At 26.6% G+C, this 23,047-nt stretch carries 21 protein-coding genes; 10 read left to right on the plus strand and 11 right to left on the minus strand.

What is annotated here, in order from left to right; genetic code table 11:
* Window positions 1-55: 55 nt before the first annotated feature.
* From JW646_RS06295 to JW646_RS06315, 5 genes are read left to right on the plus strand one after another with little or no spacing between them, the layout of a single operon-like run.
* A complete protein-coding gene (locus JW646_RS06295) occupies window positions 56-904 on the plus strand; it encodes a GGDEF domain-containing protein (protein ID WP_228416947.1) in 849 nt (282 codons plus the stop codon).
* A complete protein-coding gene (locus tag JW646_RS06300) occupies window positions 894-2,420 on the plus strand; it encodes a DUF2334 domain-containing protein (RefSeq protein WP_228416948.1) in 1,527 nt (508 codons plus the stop codon). The genes JW646_RS06295 and JW646_RS06300 overlap by 11 nt, the downstream gene beginning before the upstream one ends.
* A 2-nt stretch (window positions 2,421-2,422) precedes the next feature.
* Complete coding sequence (locus JW646_RS06305) at window positions 2,423-3,679, plus strand: glycosyltransferase (protein WP_228416949.1); 1,257 nt, start codon at window positions 2,423-2,425, stop codon at window positions 3,677-3,679.
* Window positions 3,680-3,690: 11 nt separating this feature from the next.
* Entirely contained in the window at window positions 3,691-5,751 is a 2,061-nt protein-coding gene (locus JW646_RS06310) for a cellulose biosynthesis cyclic di-GMP-binding regulatory protein BcsB (protein WP_228416950.1), read from the plus strand.
* An 8-nt stretch (window positions 5,752-5,759) separates the two neighbouring features.
* Window positions 5,760-6,797 (plus strand): glycoside hydrolase family 113, encoded by a 1,038-nt coding sequence (locus JW646_RS06315; protein WP_228416951.1) that lies wholly within the window; start codon window positions 5,760-5,762, stop codon window positions 6,795-6,797.
* A 40-nt stretch (window positions 6,798-6,837) separates the two neighbouring features.
* Here JW646_RS06315 and JW646_RS06320 read toward each other — a convergent pair whose 3' ends face one another.
* Window positions 6,838-7,401 (minus strand): hypothetical protein, encoded by a 564-nt coding sequence (locus tag JW646_RS06320; RefSeq protein WP_228416952.1) that lies wholly within the window; start codon window positions 7,399-7,401, stop codon window positions 6,838-6,840.
* A 183-nt stretch (window positions 7,402-7,584) separates the two neighbouring features.
* Between JW646_RS06320 and JW646_RS06325 the strand changes: the two genes are divergently transcribed.
* Both JW646_RS06325 and JW646_RS06330 read left to right on the plus strand, forming a co-directional pair.
* Window positions 7,585-8,373, plus strand: coding sequence for a threonine/serine exporter family protein (locus tag JW646_RS06325; protein ID WP_074919375.1), 789 nt, complete (start codon window positions 7,585-7,587; stop codon window positions 8,371-8,373).
* Window positions 8,373-8,828 carry a threonine/serine exporter family protein gene (locus JW646_RS06330; RefSeq protein ID WP_074919376.1) on the plus strand — a complete coding sequence of 152 codons (456 nt, stop codon included), beginning with the start codon at window positions 8,373-8,375 and terminating at the stop codon, window positions 8,826-8,828. The genes JW646_RS06325 and JW646_RS06330 overlap by 1 nt, the downstream gene beginning before the upstream one ends.
* A gap of 92 nt (window positions 8,829-8,920) precedes the next feature.
* Here JW646_RS06330 and JW646_RS06335 read toward each other — a convergent pair whose 3' ends face one another.
* The 6 genes from JW646_RS06335 to JW646_RS06360 form a co-directional block, all read right to left on the minus strand.
* The gene (locus JW646_RS06335; RefSeq protein ID WP_228416953.1) at window positions 8,921-12,016 is read right to left on the minus strand and encodes a ligand-binding sensor domain-containing protein; all 3,096 of its coding nucleotides are present in this window, start codon (window positions 12,014-12,016) and stop codon (window positions 8,921-8,923) included.
* A gap of 260 nt (window positions 12,017-12,276) precedes the next feature.
* Window positions 12,277-13,362, minus strand: a complete 1,086-nt coding sequence (locus JW646_RS06340; RefSeq protein ID WP_228416954.1) for a putative NPN-dependent ornithine cyclodeaminase — start codon at window positions 13,360-13,362, stop codon at window positions 12,277-12,279.
* 125 nt (window positions 13,363-13,487) lie between these two features.
* Complete coding sequence (locus JW646_RS06345) at window positions 13,488-14,384, minus strand: FUSC family protein (RefSeq protein ID WP_228416955.1); 897 nt, start codon at window positions 14,382-14,384, stop codon at window positions 13,488-13,490.
* A gap of 70 nt (window positions 14,385-14,454) precedes the next feature.
* On the minus strand, window positions 14,455-14,910 hold the full coding sequence (bcp, locus tag JW646_RS06350; RefSeq protein WP_228416956.1) for a thioredoxin-dependent thiol peroxidase: 456 nt from the start codon (window positions 14,908-14,910) through the stop codon (window positions 14,455-14,457).
* Window positions 14,911-14,921: 11 nt separating this feature from the next.
* Window positions 14,922-16,025, minus strand: a complete 1,104-nt coding sequence (wecB, locus tag JW646_RS06355; RefSeq protein WP_228416957.1) for a non-hydrolyzing UDP-N-acetylglucosamine 2-epimerase — start codon at window positions 16,023-16,025, stop codon at window positions 14,922-14,924.
* Window positions 16,026-16,128: 103 nt separating this feature from the next.
* Window positions 16,129-16,953, minus strand: coding sequence for an Mrp/NBP35 family ATP-binding protein (locus JW646_RS06360; RefSeq protein WP_228416958.1), 825 nt, complete (start codon window positions 16,951-16,953; stop codon window positions 16,129-16,131).
* Window positions 16,954-17,151: 198 nt separating this feature from the next.
* Between JW646_RS06360 and JW646_RS06365 the strand changes: the two genes are divergently transcribed.
* Window positions 17,152-17,673: a cob(I)yrinic acid a,c-diamide adenosyltransferase gene (locus JW646_RS06365; protein ID WP_228416959.1), complete on the plus strand. Its 522-nt coding sequence runs from the start codon at window positions 17,152-17,154 to the stop codon at window positions 17,671-17,673.
* A gap of 74 nt (window positions 17,674-17,747) precedes the next feature.
* Here JW646_RS06365 and JW646_RS06370 read toward each other — a convergent pair whose 3' ends face one another.
* Window positions 17,748-18,479: a MerR family transcriptional regulator gene (locus tag JW646_RS06370; protein ID WP_228416960.1), complete on the minus strand. Its 732-nt coding sequence runs from the start codon at window positions 18,477-18,479 to the stop codon at window positions 17,748-17,750.
* Between the two features lie 217 nt (window positions 18,480-18,696).
* Here JW646_RS06370 and JW646_RS06375 point away from each other — a divergent pair, with 217 nt between their 5' ends.
* Window positions 18,697-20,472 carry a MutS-related protein gene (locus JW646_RS06375; RefSeq protein WP_228416961.1) on the plus strand — a complete coding sequence of 592 codons (1,776 nt, stop codon included), beginning with the start codon at window positions 18,697-18,699 and terminating at the stop codon, window positions 20,470-20,472.
* Window positions 20,473-20,598: 126 nt separating this feature from the next.
* Here JW646_RS06375 and JW646_RS06380 read toward each other — a convergent pair whose 3' ends face one another.
* The 3 genes from JW646_RS06380 to JW646_RS06390 form a co-directional block, all read right to left on the minus strand.
* The gene (locus tag JW646_RS06380) at window positions 20,599-21,153 is read right to left on the minus strand and encodes a permease (RefSeq protein ID WP_228416962.1); all 555 of its coding nucleotides are present in this window, start codon (window positions 21,151-21,153) and stop codon (window positions 20,599-20,601) included.
* Complete coding sequence (locus JW646_RS06385) at window positions 21,150-21,629, minus strand: permease (protein ID WP_228416963.1); 480 nt, start codon at window positions 21,627-21,629, stop codon at window positions 21,150-21,152. The genes JW646_RS06380 and JW646_RS06385 overlap by 4 nt, the downstream gene beginning before the upstream one ends.
* 71 nt (window positions 21,630-21,700) lie before the next feature.
* A complete protein-coding gene (locus JW646_RS06390; protein ID WP_228416964.1) occupies window positions 21,701-22,261 on the minus strand; it encodes a CDP-alcohol phosphatidyltransferase family protein in 561 nt (186 codons plus the stop codon).
* A 169-nt stretch (window positions 22,262-22,430) separates the two neighbouring features.
* Here JW646_RS06390 and JW646_RS06395 point away from each other — a divergent pair, with 169 nt between their 5' ends.
* Entirely contained in the window at window positions 22,431-22,910 is a 480-nt protein-coding gene (locus JW646_RS06395; RefSeq protein WP_228416965.1) for an NADH-quinone oxidoreductase subunit NuoE family protein, read from the plus strand.
* Window positions 22,911-23,047: the final 137 nt, after the last annotated feature.

The raw sequence follows: 23,047 nt of genomic DNA on the forward strand, positions 1-23,047 counted from the left end.
ATTTATATTAATTTTAGGCATACTATTTATAAGTATTAAAGGAGGTTAGTTTTAAATGAATAAAATACTAAAAAAAATTGATTCCTATATGCTTTGTGTAATAATTGAACTATTCTTAGTAGTCTCTTTATTTGTTATAAGTAAAGAAACTACTAACACAATCGTAGACTTCATTATGCTTTGCATAACATTTTTCACAATAATAATAACTTATATAGGAAGTATGGTTGTAGGTTTAATTCTTAGTTCTATAATAGTATTTTCCTATGCAAGTTATATATTTTATATGAATCTTATAAAAGGTACACAAATATACTTTATTTCTTACATATGGTTAATTGCTATTCCCCTATTATCATACACTATGGGTAAATTATCTAGTCATATTAATACACTACAGCAATCTAATATTAGATTAATCAAAAACCATAAAGATTTAATAACTATAGATCAAGAAACAGGTCTTAAAAATATAAAATTATTTTATGTTAACTTAGAAAAAGAGATAAGTAAATCTAGTCGTCATAATACACCTTGTACACTTATGTTAATAAAGCTGCCTTACTATAAGGAAATAAGAAAAATTATTGGGGAATCAAAAACTAATAAGTTAATCAAAGATATTTCTGATGTTATTACTAATGCTACAAGAAATGAAGATGATAGATATACACTTGAAAATGATACATTAGCTGTTATAATGCCCGTAACTGATTTGTATGGCGCTGATATAGTAAAAAATAGAATTAAAGATTGTATAGAAGAATTGAACTTAAAATTAAAAGAAAATAAAGACTATGTAAATATAGAAGTAAAAATATCTATATTACAATATAACAAAGAAATTAAAAGTGCAATGGAGTTTAAAATGTTAGCTGAAGAGGAACTTCAATATGACGTATAAAAATAAGTACTTAATTTCATTCTTAGCTTTGTTTTTCTTTTTATCTTCTTCATTGACTTCTTATGCCATAGAAAACAAAACTTTAATTGTTTATGAAGTCGAAAAAAATATAAATAGTAACGAAAATAAAGTAAATTATTTAAATGAACTTTTGTATGTTTTTAATAAAAAAGTAGAAAAAATTAATATAAATGAATATAAGTCTGGATATTTAAATGATTTTGACTATGTATTTGTTTTAAATATAGAAAATGATATTAAAAACCAGTATTTTTTAAAAGATTTAAATAATTACAAAGGTAAGATATATTGGATAGAAAATAAAATTCAAGATTTTTTATATTATAGCAGTAAATATAAGATTACATATAATAAGCAAAATACTAATATTAACAAATTATTTTATAATAAGGATTCCATACTTATAGAGCCCGGATACTTATTTAATATAATTAAGCCTTCAAAAAAATCTGTAACTTTATCTACTATGAGTGATAACTATAACACATATCCTCTTATAATACATGAAGACAATTTATACTACATTTCAAGGTGGGATTTAAATTATTCGTTTATTTTTGAGGATTCTCTAAATGATTTTTTTAACATTAAATATTATAATAAGGAAAAAATATTTGTGAAAATCGAAGATGTTAACACCCTTAAAGATATAAAAAAGCTAAAAGAATCGGCAGACTATCTTTATTCAAAAAAAGTTCCATTTATAATTTCTTTAGCTCCAACTTATGTAGATGACAAAACAAAGTCAACAATCACCACAAATATGGAACCTGAATTTGTTGAAACAATTAAATATATGCAAAGAAAAGGCGGAACAGTTATATTGCATGGTTATAAACATACAAAGGATAGTATTATAAGTGAATTAAGGTATTGTTTAAAAAATGATATTTATCCATTAGCATTTAACACTGATGATCATGATTTTAATATTGCTGATTATAAAGAAATGAAAAAATATTTTTCCACATATATAGGTCAATATAATAATAATAAAGAAATACTTGCTACTTATACCTCACCTTACATTATAAAAAATAGTGATTCTTTTAATACTTTAATACCTGAAAACTTAGGGTATATTAGCAATGAGGATATGTTCTGTGTTGATAAAATAAAAGAAAACTACAAAAGACTTTCTATGGTTAGAGGTTATAGTGGTGGCTTTTCCTTTAATCCTGATGTAAACGTGGATTATTTGAAAGAAATAATTGAATTTTTAAGAGATGAAGATGTTAAATTTTTAAATTTAAAAGAAGAAAATAATTATATAAAGGTTGACGATGTAAGTATTATCTCTGAAAATAGTATAATTTCATCATCATATGATAAATCAAATTCATTGTCTACAAATAAAGAAAAATCTAAATTTGAAGTCTGGGTTAAAGATATAAACAAAGTGGTAATAAATTTTATAGCAGTAATTTTAGTATTATTTATAATAATTTTTATCATATTTAGAAAAATAAATATTAATAAATTTAAAAGGAGATAATAATGGAAATTTTAAGTTTAGTAGATTATTTATTCTTATTCTCTCTAGTTTCCATTTGGGCTATTTTACTTATAAATATTATCTTAGCTGTTAGCGGATATACTTACTATTTAAAAAGTCTTAAGTTTAAAGATGAAAAACTTGAAGAATATCCTTTTGTTTCTATACTAGTTCCAGCACACAATGAAGGTAAAGTAATAGGAAAAACAGTACAGTCACTTTTAGCTTTAGATTATCCTCTAGACAAAATGGAACTTATAGTAATAAACGATAATTCATCTGATAATTCTAAAGATATACTCCTAAGTATTAAAAATAGATACCCAAAGTATAACTTTACCATAATTAACACTGATAACATAACTGGGGGTAAAGGAAAGTCCAATGCACTAAACATAGGCTACCAAATTGCCAAAGGTGATTTTATAGCAATATATGACGCTGATAATACTCCAGAAAAAACAGCTCTTCGATATTTAGTTCAAACTATTGTAAGAGATAACTCTTTAGGCGCTGTAATAGGTAAATTTAGAACAAGAAATAAACACAAAAATCTTCTTACTAAATTTGTCAATATTGAAACTTTAAGCTTTCAGTGGATAGCTCAAGCAGGAAGAAGACAGTTATTAGGTCTTTGTACAATTCCTGGTACAAACTTTGTTCTTAGGAGGAGCACTATAGAAAAGCTAGGGGGATGGGATACTAAAGCAATAGCCGAAGATACAGAAATTAGCTTTAGAATTTATAAAATGGGGCAAAGAATAACCTATGTGCCTCAATCAGTTACTTGGGAACAAGAACCCGAAACTATAAATGTTTGGATAAAGCAAAGAACAAGATGGGTTAAAGGAAATATCTATGTTTTAGTAAAATATATTACTAACTTATTTAAAGGAAAACAAAACCGTGTTTTGTTTGATATATTATACTTCTTCTCAGTATATTTCTTATTTTTAACATCTGTAGTGATTTCTGATATTATTTTTGTTTTAAGTTTATTTAATTTAACAGAAATTAATATTCCATTTAATTTCTTAATTATTTGGATATTATCTTATATATTATTTATTGTTCAAGTAAGTATTACCCTTTCCATGGAAAAAGGCGAGGGTGATTTAAGCAATATTTTTCTTGTTGCTTTAATGTACTTTACTTACTCTCAATTGTGGTTAGTAGTTGCGTTAAAAGGCATGTTTGGTTATTTTTCTGATGCAATACACAAAAGAGAAGCAAAATGGTATAAAACAGAAAGGTTTTAGGGAGAAAACATATGAGAATAATAGGAATAATAATGGCAACATTAATTAGTTTTATGAGTAGCGGTATATGTTTTGGTGATAGTAATAACACTGTTAAAACTTATAAGTTCGATGACAATATAAAAATGAATGGTGTTATAAGTAGTAACGAAAAATTCTTTAGTATAGGAAGTAACTGGAATGTAAAAAAAGCAAAACTAAATCTAGTATTTACTAAAAGTGAATTGTTAGATGTGGATTACTCTACTATTACTATATTAGTTAATGATACTCCAGTAGAATCACAAAAACTGGACGGAAAGAAAAAATATAAAAAAGAAACAGTTGTTGATATACCAACAAATTTACTTAAGACTGGGTATAATGATGTAACTATAAAAGCTTACAAAACTATATCTGATAAAGTATGTAAAGATGATTCTAATACTGCCAATTGGCTAGTATTACACAAAGAATCTAATATAAATATTGAATATAGTTACAAGAAAAATTCAAATTTAATTAGTGACTATAAAAATACATTTATAAATATTGATAATGGAGTACAATTAAATACTACATTACTAGTTTCAGACAAATACTCTTCCAGTGAACTAAGCGCAGCAATGACTGTTGCAGCTGATTTTGGAAAAAAACTAAAACTTGAAGATTTTAAATTTGACTTCAAAACTTATTCTGACTTCAAAAATACGGATGATAATGTTGTGTTTATTGGAAATGAAGAAAATACACCAAAAAAAATATTAAATCTCCTGACTAAAAAAGAAAAAAGCAATTTAGATAAAGGTTGTGTTATAAAACAAGACACATCACCTTTTAATAAGAATAAAAATATTTTACTTCTAATATCTAATAATGATAAACTTTTAAAAAATGCTAGCAAACTTGTTACTAGTGATAAGTTAATAGAAAATTTAAATTCAAATAGTCTTACAGTTTATGATAATACAGATATTAATGATTTGATAAAAAAAGAAGATAGCAATAAGATTTATCTTAAAGACTTAGGATACGAAAATGTTTTTGTTAAAGGTCCTTTTTCTCAAGAAGTTATTATGGATATTAACACTAGTAAGAGTCACTTAGTTACAAGTAATTCAAAATTAAATTTTAAAATGAGATATGCAGATAACTTAGATTTTGATAGATCATTAGTTACTATCTATGTTAACGATACTCCAATTGGAAGTAAAAAATTGACAAAAGAAAATAGCAATAATGATTTTATAGAGTTAAACTTGCCAAAGGAAATATTAAATAAAAACTACTATCAAATAAAAGTAGTGTTTAATTTAGAACTTCTTGATGTGGCCTGTGTAACAAGAGATACAGACAATCCTTGGGCATATATTTCAAATGAATCCTATGTTGATTTTGATTACAAAGAAAATAATGATTTAAGTTTCCGTTCATACCCTTTTCCATTGGTTAAGGATGAACAATTTAATGATTTAACAGTAGTTGTTCCAAATAATGTAGTTCCTAAAGATTTAAACAATTTGGCTGGAATAATTTCTTATTTAGGTAGAGATGTTGATTATAACAATGGTGATATTAATATAATTAAAGAAAGTGAAGTAAAAAACAGTGATAAAAATAAAAATCTAATTGTTATTGGTACACCTACAAACAATTCTTTAGTAAAAGATTTAAATAGTAATCTAAATATAAAATTTAATAGTGATTACAATGGATTTGAATCTAATGACAAAATAAAATTTGTAGGAGATTTTTCATCTACACTTACTTCTGTTCAGTTTATTAAATCACCTTATAACAATGAAAAATCTGTTCTTGTTATAGCTGGTGTAAATAACAACTTAAGTTTATGTAATACTTACTTAAATGACTTAACTATTACAAAAAATCTTACAGGAGATACTCTTTTGCTTGGTTCTAATGTATATATGAAAGATTTAAGTTTCAACACAAAAGAAGAAGCTCATGAAGAGGTAAAAGAAGACAAGAATTTAAATAAACAATCAAAAACATTTATTATAGTAGCCTTTTTCTTATTCTTAGGAATAATTGCATCTATAATATTAGTAATAAGAAAATATAAATTAATGTAAGGTGAGGTATGAAAAAAAATATATTACTATCTTTAATATGTTTAGTTGTAATTTTAGGCGTGGGAATTAGCATATTTAAATCTAATTCTCACTCTATTGATAAAATAAAATCTATAAATCTATCTACAGATTATGAAATTGAACAAGTATTAAAAGACATTAAAATTACAAATGCTAACACCGTTAATATACCTATTGTAATCAAAATTCCTAACTTATCATCTAATGAAATGATTATTGATGATTACAGTAAGGAAAAAGCTATACAGTTGATTAAATTATTAAAAAAAGATAATATAAAAATTATTTTAGAAGCTTATCCTTGGATAAACAATGGTAGTGATTATGAAACAGAATATAATCCTAATGATAAAGAGAAATTCTTTGAAGATTGGGAAAATATATTAGGTACTCTTATTAAAGATATAGCTAATGTATATAATGTTGATGTGATGATTACAGGTTCTAATTTTACCAAATTAGAAAAATATGAAGAAAACTGGTGTAATATAATAAACTTTACTAAAGAAAATTTTAAAAACCAAGTAACTTACAAAACTTCCTGGTGGTATACTGCTTCCTGGGATGAAGAAAGTAAAAATAAATATAACGAAAAGCTAAATAATAAACTATTTAGTCAAGTAGATTTTATATCTATAGCAGCTTATTTTGAATTAAGCCACAAAGCTGAAAATACAGTAGAAGAGTTAATAAATGCTTTAAGTTGTACAACTATTTACAATAGAAATCAAAATATTACTAAGGAAATAGAAAATTTTCATACTAAATACAAAAAAGAAATTTTCTTCGGGGAGCTAGGATTCCCGAGAAAAAATTACGCTGCTTCTCATCCTTGGGATAGCCAAGTTTCAAATACTTACAACGGTGGTGAACAAGGAAGATGCTTTGAAGCTTACAGAAATGTTTTTGAAAATAAAGATTATATAAAAGGATTTTCAGTTTTTGCCCTAGGCCAAAAAGGCCACGATAAAAACTTTTATCCTTCTTCAGAAAGTATAGACGTTATCTTCAATTGGTATGAGTAAATCAAACACTAAACTAAACAAAATTAAATTTTTGTTCAGCTTAGTGTTTTTTATAAAATCTATCATTATTACTAATTAAATCACCTATTGTACACGGTTCAAAATTATTAATTTCTACACATGCATTAAATAAATTTTTTTCTTTTTTAATAATATGAAATTCTCTTGTAAAAGAATCATCATGCATATGACCAAAAACATGATATGCTCCTTTATTCTTTCTATACCATAAAAGAATTGGATAATGACAAAGCTGAACCCATTTATTATTATCTCTTATTAACTTACTTTCTTCCACAGTTTCAAAACAATTTAAAAATACAGGATTATTACGAAACTTATAATCATGATTTCCAAGAATAAGATGTAAATGTCCCTTAAGTCTTCCTACTGTCATCTTAAGTTTTTCTTCTAAATCTTGTTCTTCACATACTATAATATCCCCTAATATGTAAACATGATCATCAACTTTAACTTTATTATTATGTTTTTTTATAATTTCTTCATTCATTTCATCAACATTATTAAAATATTTACTTCTACTTCTTTTTAGCGCTAGTTCATGAAAAAAATGATAATCAGATACATAATATATTTGCGACATAATTTTTACTCCTTTCTTTTAAACATCCTTCTACCTTATAAGTATATAAGCTTTTAAATTTTTATTCTTTATATATTTTACTTTTTTATTATTAACTTTTCCATGTTTAGAATATTCCTCTTTTACATAATATAGATATAACTAACTTTATTATTTACCAGGACATCTTAAGGAGGTAATTTCATGGAAAATGAGTTTAAACCTGACAACAAAAAAAATGTACTACGATTAGCACTATTTATTGGCGAACTTATGCTTACAAATGGTGCAGAAACATATCGTGTAGAAGATACTATCATTCGAATATGTAAATCTAGAAACTATAACCATGTAAATGTATTTACCTCTCCAACTGCTATAATTATATCTGATTATAGATTTGATGGATATTCATTTATGAGAACAATAAAGTCTAGATCTATAGATTTAAATAAAATTTCCATGTTAAATAATTTTTCAAGAAAATACGTTACTAACACTGAGTTAACTGTACAAGATGCTATGAAAGAGTTAAAAGAAATTATAAATACTACATCTTATACTCCATGGGTTTTAAGTTTTTCTACTGGAATAGGTTCTGCTTTCTTTGCAACCCTATTACAAGGAAACAATATACCTACTTTTATTTCAACTTTCATTACATCTATATTGGCAGTCATGATTTATAAAAAAACTATGAAAGTAAGTACTATACCTGCCTTTTCTTCTCTAATATCGTCAACTTTTATAGCTTTTGTTGGGGTTGTTTTGTCTCAAATAAACATTCTCCCTACACCTGCTTTGTTGATAGTCGGCTCTATTATGCCTCTACTTCCAGGAGTGTCTTTTATAAAAGGAATTAGAGATTTAATTGCTGGTGACCTGATTTCGGGAGTTGCTCGTGCTTTTGATGCTGGCGTTACAGCTGTAAGTATAGCATGTGGTGTTGGTATTATTTTAGATATTTGGCTTAGATTAGGAGGAAGTTTATAATGACAGACATGCCCTTATATTTACATTTTATCTATTCATTTTTTGCTACTGTTGGTTTTGCTATTTTTCTAAATGCTCCCAAATCTACACTTATATCTAGCGGATTTGTAGGTGGGCTTGGATGGTCTGTATTTTATTATTTGGTTAAATTAAGTGGAAATGATATATTAGCAAACTTTATAGCTGCTTTGTTAGTTTCTTATTTTAGTGAGATTTTAGCCAGAAAATTAAGACAGCCAGCAATAATTTTTATAATACCTGGCATTATTCCTTTAGTTCCAGGACTTGGAATGTATAATACTATGCTTTATTTAGTACAACATGATTATAACAATGCAATTGCTAAAGGGGCTGATGTTTTGTTTGTTGGTGGTGCCATTTCTTTGGGAATTCTAGTTGTAACATCTCTAGTTAAAACCTTACATATGTTATCTATAAAAAAAGCTGCTAAATAGCAGCTTTTTTTATTTTACAGGTAAAATTATTATGAATTTTGTACCTTTATTTTTTTCACTTTCCACTTTTATTCTACCTTCATGTAGATCAATTATATGTTTGTAATTGTAAGTCCCAGTCCACTTCCACCTTTATTCTCACCATGTTCATCTACAATTTGATTAAACCTATCAAAAATTATATTATGATATTTTTCTTCTATTCCAATTCCTGTATCCTCCACAGTAATTTTAACAAAATCTTTTAAATCTTCTATATTAACTCTTATACTTCCACCTTTTGGTGTGAATTTTTGAGCATTACTCACTAAATTTACTATACATCTTTCTATATCATATTTATCACAATTAATTATTTTTTCTTCAACCTCAGTATCAAATATTAGATCTATACCACTAGACTCTATACTTTCTTTTAAACTTAAAGTTGCTTCTTCCACAATATAAACTATATCCTTTTTTTCTTTATTAAGCTTGTATTTTCCATTTTCAATTTTAGATGTATCTATAATATTATTTATTAAATTTAGTAATCTATCTGTATTACTTTTCATAATATCCATATAACTCTCTAGTTTATCTTTTGTTAACTCTTTTTCTGAGTTACAAATACTTCTGATTAATTGTTCAATCGAGTTTATTACATTTAGAGGCGTTCTAAGTTCATGGGATAGATTTATAAAATAATTATTTTTACTTCTTTCAGCTTGTATAACTTTTTCATATAAAATCTTATTTTTCTCCATCTCATCATTTAACTGACATGTTTTTTTGTTTACTAATTTATCAAGTTTTTTCATTTTATTTCTATTGTTATACAATAAAAACATAATGATAATAATGTATAAAATAATTGCTATATTACTTTTCCAAATAGGAGGCTTTATTGTAAAACTAATACTATTTTCTTTACTCATTTCACCACTATTATTTCTGCATTTTATTCTAAATTTATATTTCCCAGGCTTTAAGTCTCCAAATATGGCTTCATTATTTTTTACAAGAACCCAATGATCATTGGCCCCCTCTAACTTATAGTAATATTGAATGTTATTATTTTTTCTATAATCCGTGAGGAAATATTTAATTCTTATAAAATTCTCATCATGTTTGAAAACTTTACCATCTATATTCGTATAGTCTTTACCTTCTACTTCAAAACTATCAAAATTTACTCGCCCTTCATAGTCAGTTTGCAAGACTTCCTTTGGATTAAAAATATTTAATCCTTTAATTCCACCAAATACAAAATCTCCGTTTTTGCATTTATATGCTGAATTTCCATTAAATTCATTACTTTGGAGACCATCTGTACTTCTTAGGTTCGTAAATCTATTATTATTAATATCAAACTTTGAAATACCATTATTAGTACTCATCCAAAGATTTTTATCTTCATCTACTAATATTTGATACACTATGTTATTTGCCAAACCATCCTTCTCAGTATAAGCTTTGAATGTTTTTTTATCCTTGTTAAATTTTAATAATCCATCATTAGTTCCTATCCAAAGATTATTATTCTCATCTTCTACTATATTTCTTATGGTATTTACAACGGCTTCTTCACCATCTTCTTTTTTATAGTTATTAAATGTTTCTATTGTATTTTTTCTTGGGTCAAGTTTAATAAGACCTCCTGAAGTATATCCTCCAATCCAAAAGACACCCTTCTTATCTTCGTATATTTCTTGAATATATGGATCTTGTATTCCCGCTTTTATTAATTTGTCTGTCATTCCAAAAATTTCTTCAGATTCTATATTTAAAATATTAAGTCCTTTTGGTGTTCCTATCCATAAATTGTTTTTGCTATCTATAAATAAAGACTTAATATTATTATCTATTAATCCAGCCTCTGTGGTGTACTTTTCAATAGTTTTATTTACTTTATCTATTTTGTTTACACCATTTCTAGTTCCTACCCAAATAACATTGCCTTTTCCTTTAATAACACTTATGGCATTTGTACTTAAATCATATTTAGTATTTCCTTCTTTAATATGTGTAATATTATCATTTTTCCTATCAATTACGTTTAAACCATTATCCCTAGTACCTATCCACAATAATCCTTCATCATCTTCATAAACTCCCATTACAACATTATTGCTTAGTGAGTTTTCATCTGTGGGATCGTTTTTGTATATTTGTATCTTATTTCTTGAATCAAATATACTTACCCCTGTGTATGTTCCTGCCCAAATTAATCCACTGTCATCTTCCATAAGTGTAAACACAATGTTATTAGCTAAAGTACTACTATCATAGTCTTTATTTTTATAAGTAACAAATGTATCTCCTTTTATATGTTTACTTATGCCTTTTTCAGTTGCTATCCATATGTTTCCACTACTATCTTGTAATATTTTCCTTATGGCATTAGACTGCAATTTATTAGTATTATTTTCATCCATATTAAAATATTTAACTTTTTTATTTTTTAAGTCTATCTTTTTTAGTCCTTGTTCTGAAGTTCCAACCCATAAATAATTCTTATCAAAAACTATAGATGATATCTTTCCCCACTGGGTAGTTTTTATATTTCCAATAGTGTACTGGGATACTTTATTTGTTTTAGCATCTATTTTATTTATCCCTTTACCTGTACCTATCCATAAATTATCTTGTGAGTCCTTATTTATAGCGTAAATATTTTTATCACTAATATTATCCTTTAAGCCTAAAATTTTATCAAAGTTATCTTCTTTTTCGTTATAAAGATACACTCCATCATTATTTCCCATATAAACATTGCCTTTATCATCTACATAAATTGTCAAAATTGCATAATAAGGCTTATCTTTATCATTTTTATAGTATCGATAATTTTTTATAGAGTAATCAGATAAATTTATTTTACTCAAACCTTCATCTGTTCCTACCCACAGATTTCCATTTTTATCTTCTCCAAGAGCTGTTATATAACTACTTATAATACTATTTTTAATATCATTATCATACTTAAAAACTTTTATATCTGCTCCATTGTATCTGTTTAATCCATCATTAGTACCTATCCATATATATCCCTTACTGTCTTGAATTATGGTCTCTGCTGTAGCTTGAGATAGTCCATTTTCTATTGTTATATTTTCAAAATTCATCATTTTAGATGCATATATATCTTTAGGCAATATACATATTAAAGTTATTAAAAGAATTAATGTATATTTTAATTTATTCACTATAAGTCTCCTTTATTGTCTAACTGGCATAATAAGTATAATGTACAAAACAAATTTTTTAATAGTATTTTTATTATTATTTTAAAATTATTGCTTATTAAAGACATACATTATACTCCTTACTTATTGTACCTTTTTTATTAATATAATAACAATAAATCAAAAAAATTACATGTTCAATTTTTTTCATACGCCATCAATCAAAATATTTTATTAATAATTAAAAAAACTGCTTTAAAAAATTAAAGCAGTTTTTTAATCTATTCTAAATTATCAGCTAATCTTTGTAAGAAATCTTGAGCATTTGATATCATTGTTCTAACACTTAAGCTTCCTCTATCTTTTAACTTGTTAACAGCAAATTCTGAAGTATCTACTGTATAGAAGTATGTTGGTCTTACTTCATCATTAACAACTCTAAATGATGGTGTCATATTTCCTGTAGCAATTGTGTGTAATTGAGTTGCCATACAAATTACAGTTGTCGCTTTTCTTACTTGATTTCTCATTTGCTCTTGAGCTTCATACACATCTGCTATTACTATAGGAAGTGGTCCATCATCTCTTATAGACCCTCCAAGTACAATAGGTACATTATTTTTTACACAAGAGTAAATTAATCCTGATGTTATATTTTCGCCCTCTATAAGTTTTTCTATAGAACCATATTTTCTTGCTTTATTTAATAAATCTAGGTGATGATAATGACCATCTTTTATAGAACATTGAGTATATATATCTTGTCCTAATGCTGTATTATACACTCCCGCTTCTAAGTCATGCGTTGCAACTGCATTTCCACCTAAGAAAGCATCTACATATCCATTATTTATTAATTTTGTTAATGACTCTCTAGCTCCCTTAGAAAATACTGCTGCTGGCCCCATTACCCAAACTACATATCCATTTTCTTTTTCATGTTTTAGAAGTTCAATTAATTGGTCGTAGTCCATAGTTTGTGAAGTTTCTCTTGATCTACTTCCTCTAAATGCAAAAGCTTCTTCTTCAGCTTTTTCTTCTTCGAATCCTGTTGTGTGTAAATATATTCCCTCGCTACCGTTTTCACTTCTTCCAACGATAATTTTATCTCCCACTTTTAAATGTCTAAACTCTACTACCTCTATTTCTTTATCATCTCTTAGTCTTGCAACACAATCCATTCTCGATTCTTTAGCTAGTTTCCATTCACCCTCAATTTTAAAGTACTCTGGAAAAATAGACATTGCATGGTAGTTGTCAGGTGCAACTTTATCTTTTTCTACTAATACATATTTTGCATCTGGAGCATTTTCAAATTCCTCTTGTTGAAAATTTGGATGAGTATATTTCGGCATTTCAAAATTCATAATGTCTTCCCCCTGTCTAAATATTGATTATACTGACAAAGTAATTATAACACGAAAAAAAAAATATTATGAGTTATCTTTATTTTAAGCGTTTTTTAATTTTTTTATATATATTAAACCCTTATCTATAAATCACTTTCATTATCATCATTAATTTCTTCCATTTCATGTATTTCATTTATTCTATCAATTATGGAGCTAATGTGATAGTTGTAAACAGTACTTGTATTATCTTTTATTTCAATACCCTTTGGTAAAGTATCATATATACTTTTAGATTTAATATAGTTTTCCTTATTTAGATAACATTTATCCTTCATTTGCTCTAAAACTTGAAGATGTAAGTAAATCTGTTTGCACCTTTTTATAGTATTGGTTATTTCTTTATTCTCAATGTCTTCACTACTGTATTCTAGTTCTTCTAAAAAGTTTTTGTATAATCCTTCTAATCTTGTAATTTCACTTTTCAAAGATGAAATATCAGCATGTTCACCTTTTTCTATTTCACTCTTTAGTAGCTTAATTGATGTTTTCTCAATTATTCTAATTTCTTTATATATGCTTTCTAAGTAATTGGGTCTATATATAAAATAATTTACAGCTACTCCTACGATTACTCCTATAGATGTGTCTAAAATTCTAGATAAAGAGTACACTATTGGATTTGCATCACCTATATTTAAGTTAATTGCACAATATACAACACAAGCAATAGTTATAGATTTATTTATTTTTAAAATATTACAAATATAAATAGTTGTGATTATTCCTAAACAAGATATTATTGGATCACCTGGATGAATAAGTACAAATAAAAATCCTATTAAGCCACCAATAAAAGTTCCTTTTAATCTATTTAATCCTACCGTTAACGAGCTTTTTACAGTTGTTTGCATGGAAACTACACAAGCTATTGCTGCATAAAAAGTACTATCTATTACATTCATTTTGCCAATAAGTGCGCATATCATAACTCCTATACCTGTTTTTATATTTCTCATTCCTGGTTTTTGTAATTTCAAAATGTCTCACTCCTATCTTCTTCTTATAATACCATAAAAAAAGAACCAAATAAATTCGGTTCTTTTATATCTATCCTAAATATTCTAATATTTCTCCTGCATTCTTGTCAGTTTTAACCTTATTATATACTTTTTCTATAATTCCATTTTCGTCTATAATATATGTTGTTCTTACTACACCCATACTAACTTTTCCATATAACTTCTTTTCCTGCCATACATCGTAAGCTTTTATTGCTTCAAGTTCAGGGTCTGACAGTAATATAAATGGTAGTTCATGCTTTGTAGCAAAATTACTATGTGATTTTACACTATCTTTACTTATTCCTATTACTATTACATCCTTTGATGTGAATTCTTCATAACTATCCCTGAAAGCACATGCTTGTTTAGTGCATCCAGCTGTATTATCTCTTGGGTAAAAATACAATACTACTTTTTTATTTTTAAAATCTGATAAACTTACTTCATTTCCGTCTTTATCTAGTAATTTAAATTCAGGTGCTTTTACTCCTACTTCTAACATTTTTTCAACTCCTATTTAAATTTTTTTATTATTTCATCAACAATATATCTACTAGCATTTCCATCTCCATATGGATTTGATGCATTTGACATCTTATTGTATAGTTCTTTATTAGTTAATAATTCTTTTGTTAAATTATAGATAGTTTCTTCCTCTACACCAGCTAATTTTAAAGTCCCTGCAGCTATTCCCTCTGGTCTTTCTGTTGTGTCTCTTAGTACCAATACAGGTTTTCCTAGAGAAGGTGCTTCTTCTTGGATTCCACCACTATCTGTCATTATTATATAAGATTTATTAAGAAAGTTATGAAAATCTAATACTTCCAAAGGCTCTATCAAATGTATCCTATTACAATCTCCAAATACTTCATTGGCAGTATCTCTAACAATAGGATTCAAATGTATAGGATAAACAACTTGAACATCTTCAAATTCATCAACTATTCTTTTTATTGCACCAAACATACTCTTCATATTTTGACCTAAATTTTCTCGTCTATGAGCTGTAAGAAGTATCATTCTGTCATTACCTATTTTTTTTATTATATTGTTAGTATAATTTTCTATTATTGTCGTTTTTAGACAATCTATTGCTGTGTTTCCTGTAACATATACAGACGATTCCTTTTTACCTTCCCTAATTAAGTTTTCTTTTGATATTTCTGTTGGAGCAAAGTGCATATCAGCTATAACTCCTGTTACTTGCCTATTTATCTCTTCTGGATAAGGAGAATATTTATTATAAGTCCTTAGACCTGCCTCTACATGTCCAAGGGTTACTTTATTATAAAACGCTGCAAAACTGGCCGCCAAAGTTGTAGTTGTATCTCCATGGACTAATACAATATCCGGTTTAGCTTTTCTTATAACACAATCTAAATTTTGTAAAGCTCTACTTGTTATATCCGCAAGAGTTTGACCTGGTTTCATAATATTTAAATCATAATCAGGTTTTATATTAAATGTATCTAATACTTGGTCTAGCATTTGTCTATGTTGAGCTGTTACACATACTATACTATCTATTTCTTTTCTAGATTCTAATTCCTTTACTAGAGGAGCCATTTTTATAGCCTCTGGTCTAGTTCCAAATACAGTCATAACTTTTATTTTCATTTTTATTCTCCTTTTACTCTAGAAATAAATATATCAATAATTATAGTATTTTTAATAATTTTAACAAGTTCATTTTCATATAATTTTATATAATTCAACTTTTTTATAATTTTTTATTTATTTTTCCTACTATACCACTTAAAATACTTTCTAATTCTTCACTTACTTCTTCTGATCCCTTATGAGTGATTTCAACAATTTCTCTAGTCATTGGTAATTCTCCTAAAAGGTCCAAATCCATTTGTTTCAGGAATGCTTCTGTTTCTTCTCCATCGAATAACTTAATCCTACTATTGCAGTCTGGACATTCTATATAACTCATATTTTCTACTAGACCTAATATGTTTATATTTAGCATTTTGGCCATATTTACACCTTTTGAAACTATCATAGATATCATGTCTTGAGGAACAGATACCATAATTATTCCCGTTAAAGGAACAGATTGCATAATAGTAAGAGCAACATCTCCTGTTCCTGGAGGCATATCTATTAATAAATAATCTAACTCTTCCCATATTACATCTTTATAAAATTGTTTTATTGTATTACTTATTAAAGGTCCTTTAAATACTACTGGCTGACTTTCATCATTTACCATAAAGTTTACAGACATAGTTTTTATATTTTCTTTAGTTATTATAGGATAAATATCTTTTCCATTATTTGAAAAAGCTCTTTCGTGTTGAACTCCCATAAGTCTTGGAATACTGGGTCCTGTTATATCTGCATCTAATATTCCTACTTTGTATCCTTCTTTATTAAGTTTTTTTGCTATTAGTGATGTTATTGTAGATTTTCCCACACCACCTTTTCCACTCATAACACCTATTATATTTTTTATTTTATTATTTGGATTATTTTCTATTGTACAAGTATCTTGTTTATTACAGTTATTTTTTGATGGACATGAATTACAATTTGCCATTTTATTTTCCTCCATAGATTATAATTATTTGTCTATTATTTATTAATTTTTATATCATCAACAATTTTTATAATTTCGTTTTATAATTAGTATATACCCACAATTTTTTATTTTAATGTGTAATCTTTAATAAATATTTGAATATATACTAATAATTCATGGGTATATTATTGATAAAAATATATAAGGAGGATAATTATGAAAATATATACTAAAACAGGGGATAAAGGTAAAACATCTCTATATGACGGAAGTAGAGTTGATAAAGATGATATAAGGGTAGAATCTTACGGAACCTTGGACGAACTAAATTCTTATATAGGTCTTTGCACAAATTATGCCAAAGACGAAGATAAAGAGATTTTAAGAAGCATACAAATAAAGTTATTTGCTGTATCTGCTGAATTAGCAACGAGGGAAGATGGAAAATATAAAACACCTATAACTGAGGATGATGTAGTGTCACTGGAAAAAATTATAGACTCTTATATTTCAAAAATTGATAAAATGGATGCTTTTATAGTTCCTGGAACTAGCTTATTATCTGCTAACTTACATATAGCTAGAACAATTTGTAGAAAAGCTGAAAGAAGAATTATTTCTCTTAGTAAGGTTGAAACTGTTAATCCACAGTTATTGAAATATATAAATAGACTTTCCGATGTAATTTATGCTATTGCTAGATATAATGAGTCTGAATTAATATATATTAAATATTAAAAAAAGCCTCTTAATTTCAACTTTATAAAATTAAGAGGCCTTTTAACTTTTTTTCTTTATAAATTAATTTTTCTTTATTTAGAACAGTAAATTTCAATGGCTTTTGACATTAGCTCAGCTGTTCCTTCCCCATTTTGATCAATATTTTTTTGAAATCTCTCATCATTTATATACATTAGACCTAAACCTGATAAAATTTCTTTTGTGCAATTATAAAAACTAGACGAAATGTGATTTCTCCACTTTTCTACTAAATCTTGTACTTCTGCACTTCCTGGATCACAACCTATATGTTGCCCAAAAGCTTTCAAAATTTCACTACTTTCTTTATTAATAGCGCCCCATTGATTTTCGGTGTAGTTATTTGTTTTTTCTTCACATTCTTTATATGCATCTGTACTTCCCCAACGCTCTTTTACCTCTTTAGCATATTTCTTTTTACTTTCTTCTATATCTTTCATATCAAATTCTTTAAAGCTCATATTATTATCTCCTTCTATAGTATTATTTATAAGACCAATCAAACTATCTATTCGTTGGCGTTTTTTTACTAGCAATTCTTTTTGCTTATTCAAAGCTTCCCTTTTATTATAATTGGGATTTGTCATTATCTCTTTTATTTCATTTAAAGGAAAATCTAATTCTCTAAAAAACAATATTTGCTGCAAAGTTTCAAGAGAATCTTTTGAATACAACCTATATCCTGATTCTGTAATTTCACTAGGCTTTAACAATCCTATTTCATCATAATAATGCAAAGTCCTAACTGTTATACCTGTCAATTTTGCTACTTCGCTTATCTTCATTTTCCAACCTCCTTTTCTCAATTCCCTATTACACTTATAACTATATTCTATAACGCAACGTCAGAGTCAATGCAATTTTTAATATTTATTTTAACCACGAAAAGCAAGCAAACTACTATTAAAAATTTAATTTAAACATTAATTAATCAAATCAGTTGGATTTTTTATAAATATTGGTTATCATAAAAGTTACAGGATAAATTTGGAGGTAAAACTTATGAAATCAAAATTTAATGATGATATAGAAAAAAGAAAAGCAAGTATATTAGAATATAACAAAACTGCTAATATAATCTCTGTATTCAAAATGGCATTGTTTATTTTAATATGCTATAACATATACAAAATATATGTAAATCATTATCCTTTAAAATTAATTTTACTTTTAGTTGTAGAAATAGCTATATTTATTATTGCATCTCTATTTCATAAAACTACTTATGAGCAAATACATAAAGCTGAAGGGATTATAAAAATTGATGAGGCTAATATTAAAAGAGTTTCTGGTGAATGGTCTGATTTCACAGATATTGGTGAAGAATTTATAAATTATGATCACCCTTATGCAACGGACTTGGATATAGTAGGAAAAAACTCTTTATTCCAAATGATTAATAGTACTGGCTCTTATTATGGAAGAAGAAGATTTGTAAAAGACTTACTAAGTCCTAATTTTTCAGATAAAGAAATTAAAAATCGTCATGATGCTATTACTGAACTAAGCAAAAACTATGATTTTTGCGTTGAAACAGAATATGATTTTTCTCTTATAGGTGTAGATGAGGATTTTGCCCATTTAATTTCACAACTTCAAGATAAAAAAAGATTTATAGAAAGTAAATTTATGAAGTTATTATTTAAAGCATCTAGTATAGTAACTTGTATTGCTTTGATTTATGCTCTAATAACTAAAAACACTATTGGTTTTATTATTCTTAACTGCTTAATTATATTTCAACTATTACTATGGGTAATTGGTTATTTAAAAGCAAATAGTTATGTTGGAGCTCTTAAAAAGTTAGCTCCTAAAATTAGTAGATACGATAATATTATTAATAATATTACAAAAACAAAATTTACTTGCGATAAATTGAAAGAAATTGAGAACAATGTAGAGATGGCTAAAGTTGGAGTTAACAAACTATCAAAAATTGCTTCAAATATAAATCAGCGTAATAATGGTGTTATGTGTATTATTTTAAACTCGCTATTACTATGGGACTACAAAAACGCCATAGATTTAGATAATTGGAAGGAAGAATATTCTCATTCAGTGGAAAATTGGTTTCATACTTTAGGAGAACTGGAAAGTTTAATTAGCTTTGCCAATCTTCCTAGAATTTGTAACAATATGTGTCTTCCTAATTTCACTGAAAAAAACAATATCATTGAAGCTACAAATATGGGACATCCTTTAATCCCCAATGATAAACGTATTTGCAATGATTTTAATCTAGATAATAATATTTATATTATTTCTGGTTCTAATATGTCTGGAAAAACTACTTTTATGAGGACTGTTGGTATTAACATGGTTCTTGCATGTTCTGGTAGTTATGTATGTGCAAATAACATGTTATCATCTAAAATGAATATAATTACATCTATGCGTATAAGAGATGATTTAAACGAAGGTATTTCAACATTCTATGCTGAACTAAAAAGAATAAAAAAAATAATTGATCAGTCTCATGTTAACTCCCATACATTATTTTTGATAGATGAGATTTTTAGGGGAACAAATTCCATTGATAGACTTAAAGGTGCCCAAGGTGTCCTAAGGGAATTATGTAAATGTCATGTTTCAGGAATGATTACAACTCATGATTTAGATGTTTGTAATTTAGAATATGAAAATCCTAATATTATAAACTATAGTTTTAATGAGCACTATATAGATGATGAAATTTACTTTGATTACAAGTTGAAAAAAGAAAGATCCCTTACTACAAATGCTGAATTCTTATTGAGAAAAGTTGGTATTTTGTCTTAAATTAATAACTTATATTTTTATATAAAAATTACCTGGCCTCATAAAAATTTGTTGGCCAATCTATACAAATTAGAATTTAAATAAGGTATGAATTATTTAAATAATTCATACCTTTCAATTTTATTTTCAGATATTTTCTTTCATATAACTACTTAAAACTTTATCTTCCTTACCTACTTTCATAACAAAATAATTAACCAAATATCCCATTGCTATAACCCCAATAAAATCGATTAATAATCTATAGAAAGTAAATTTGTACCCTAAGGAACTTATTTCAAATAAAAGAGTAGAAATTTTTATAACACACCAAGAATTCATAAAAATAATTACATTAGTAAATTTTACACCTTTCTTCAGTAAGACAGCTGTAAAGGGAAATGCAGCATACATTGGCCCCGCCGCAAAAGCTGCAAAAGTTATGGCAATGGCAATTCCTATGATTCCAGAATCATCACCCATATACTTCATCATTGATTCTCTAGATACCCATTCGTCCATTAATCCGAGAAGAATCATAATAGGTGGTAGCACTGATAACATCTGTAGAAAACTATCTTTTGCACTATTAAATGCCTTTATACCAATATTTTTTTCAAATATAAAAACTAAAACAAGAATAATAAAAACAACAAGAAAAAGCTTATATCTATTTGCTAAGTAATAAATTTCCTTTCTCACCCTAAAATCACTCCCATAAAAAAAGCCACTACAAATGAAAATAGAAATGCAAATAAGTTCCTATAAAATGCAGCCTTTTTACCAATATATTTAGATTCTAAAGTAAAAGTCATTATTCCTACAAAAGTTAGAGTGGACACTAACGCTGATACTTGAGAATAACCTGCACCACTATTTAATAAAGTATTTGCAGTTGAAAATGCTACAAAAGTTGGAACCATAACAATTGATCCCACAATTGCAGAAAATAAAACTCCTAAAAAACCTGATTCATTCCCTATTAAATTTGAAATTGTATTGGTATCCACAAAGGCTAGCATTAACCCTACAATTACTATTATAGATAAAAATTGAGGCATAATATTTTCCATAGATTTACAAGCTTTCATTAAAGCATTTTTTGTTTTTTCTTTATTTTTCAAATATGATATAAAGCACATTACAGCTGCCAATGCATATAAAATATATGTTGTCATATAATCCCCCCTGATTTTATGCTTATATATAACTATATGAATAAAGGATATAATACTATACAAAAAACATCTTATTTATTTGACTTATGCATCTTATAGAATACAGGCATATATAGTATAAAAGACATTAACATAAATACTCCACATACTAATATTAAGAAGTTTGCGTTATCATTATTCATTTTTTGAAATAACATTAACATAAACATTACTATGTATAATATTGCTGTACAAAGCTTTCCAAACCACTTGGCTCCATCTAGTTTTTTACCTTTTCGAAGCATTATAATTCCCATAATTCCCATAAATCCTTCTTTTACTATAAATAAACCTACTAAGTACCACATTAATTTATATTTAAATGATAAAGCAAACACAAGAGCTGCTTGAGTTAACTTATCTGCCAAAGGATCTATAAACTTTCCCCACTCAGTAATCATATTAAACTTTCTAGCTATAAAACCATCTAAAAAGTCTGTTATTCCAGAAATGCATACTATACCTGCTACAACATAATAATCCTCCACTGATGTTGCATTATAATAAACATATAAAAATACAGGTATTAAAATTATCCTAAAATACCCCATTATATTAGGTATTGAAAATGCTTCTTTTTTTGAAATTTTCATCCTTAACACCTTCTTTCATTTATTTTCAAATATATTATAAATAATAACACACATTAATGTAATACTTGTCTTACATTTACTTTATATAAATAAGTTTGTATTATTAATAATTATGGTATATCATATAGTCCTTAGAAAGTTTATATTTAAACATATAAAGGAGACTAATATGTGTGATTTTATCTCTAAAAATAAAGAATTATTTAATGAGTTAGATATATTTATAAATTCAATCCATGATAATGAAAAAACACTGATAAATACACTACATCATGCACAGAGTATATTTGGATATTTACCAAAAGATGTACAGATTCATATTTCAAAAAAGCTAAATCTTCCTTTTAACCAGGTTGAAAGTGTTGTTAATTTTTATAGCTACTTCTTCACTGAACTAAAAGGTAAGTACAAGATAAAAGTATGCTTTGGTAGTGCTTGTAGCAAGGATGATAGCTCTAGTATTCTTCATGAATTTGAAAAATTAATTGGAATTAAATCTGGAGAAACCACTAAAGATATGAAATTTAGTTTAGAATCTTGTGGATGTGTAGGTCTTTGCCGTAAAACGCCTATCATAACTGTAAACGGACGAGTTTATGAAAGTGTAACAGTTGAAGATATTCCTTCAATCTTAGAAAATTGTAATTAATAATTAAAGGCTGCTTTATAGCGGCCTTTTGAATTTTATTTGTCCAACAGTCATTATCTGTCCAATATTTTTAAATGTAATGAATATACACATTTTCCTGGATTTACATGTAATTAATTTTATATATAAAAATCAAC

It is taken from the genome of Terrisporobacter hibernicus (assembly GCF_020809405.1).
GTDB lineage: Bacteria > Bacillota > Clostridia > Peptostreptococcales > Peptostreptococcaceae > Terrisporobacter > Terrisporobacter petrolearius.

Coding starts and splice junctions, on each gene's coding strand:
- JW646_RS06340 (WP_228416954.1), bottom strand. CDS start 13,362: ATGAATTTTGAAATGCCGAAATATACTCATCCAAATTTTCAACAAGAG.
- JW646_RS06360 (WP_228416958.1), bottom strand. CDS start 16,953: ATGGCAAATTGTAATTCATGTCCATCAAAAAATAACTGTAATAAACAA.
- bcp (WP_228416956.1), bottom strand. CDS start 14,910: ATGTTAGAAGTAGGAGTAAAAGCACCTGAATTTAAATTACTAGATAAA.
- JW646_RS06295 (WP_228416947.1), top strand. CDS start 56: ATGAATAAAATACTAAAAAAAATTGATTCCTATATGCTTTGTGTAATA.
- JW646_RS06300 (WP_228416948.1), top strand. CDS start 894: ATGACGTATAAAAATAAGTACTTAATTTCATTCTTAGCTTTGTTTTTC.
- JW646_RS06325 (WP_074919375.1), top strand. CDS start 7,585: ATGGAAAATGAGTTTAAACCTGACAACAAAAAAAATGTACTACGATTA.
- JW646_RS06385 (WP_228416963.1), bottom strand. CDS start 21,629: ATGACAACATATATTTTATATGCATTGGCAGCTGTAATGTGCTTTATA.
- JW646_RS06370 (WP_228416960.1), bottom strand. CDS start 18,479: ATGAAGATAAGCGAAGTAGCAAAATTGACAGGTATAACAGTTAGGACT.
- JW646_RS06390 (WP_228416964.1), bottom strand. CDS start 22,261: ATGAAAATTTCAAAAAAAGAAGCATTTTCAATACCTAATATAATGGGG.
- JW646_RS06365 (WP_228416959.1), top strand. CDS start 17,152: ATGAAAATATATACTAAAACAGGGGATAAAGGTAAAACATCTCTATAT.
- JW646_RS06330 (WP_074919376.1), top strand. CDS start 8,373: ATGACAGACATGCCCTTATATTTACATTTTATCTATTCATTTTTTGCT.
- wecB (WP_228416957.1), bottom strand. CDS start 16,025: ATGAAAATAAAAGTTATGACTGTATTTGGAACTAGACCAGAGGCTATA.
- JW646_RS06315 (WP_228416951.1), top strand. CDS start 5,760: ATGAAAAAAAATATATTACTATCTTTAATATGTTTAGTTGTAATTTTA.
- JW646_RS06395 (WP_228416965.1), top strand. CDS start 22,431: ATGTGTGATTTTATCTCTAAAAATAAAGAATTATTTAATGAGTTAGAT.
- JW646_RS06305 (WP_228416949.1), top strand. CDS start 2,423: ATGGAAATTTTAAGTTTAGTAGATTATTTATTCTTATTCTCTCTAGTT.
- JW646_RS06310 (WP_228416950.1), top strand. CDS start 3,691: ATGAGAATAATAGGAATAATAATGGCAACATTAATTAGTTTTATGAGT.
- JW646_RS06320 (WP_228416952.1), bottom strand. CDS start 7,401: ATGTCGCAAATATATTATGTATCTGATTATCATTTTTTTCATGAACTA.
- JW646_RS06375 (WP_228416961.1), top strand. CDS start 18,697: ATGAAATCAAAATTTAATGATGATATAGAAAAAAGAAAAGCAAGTATA.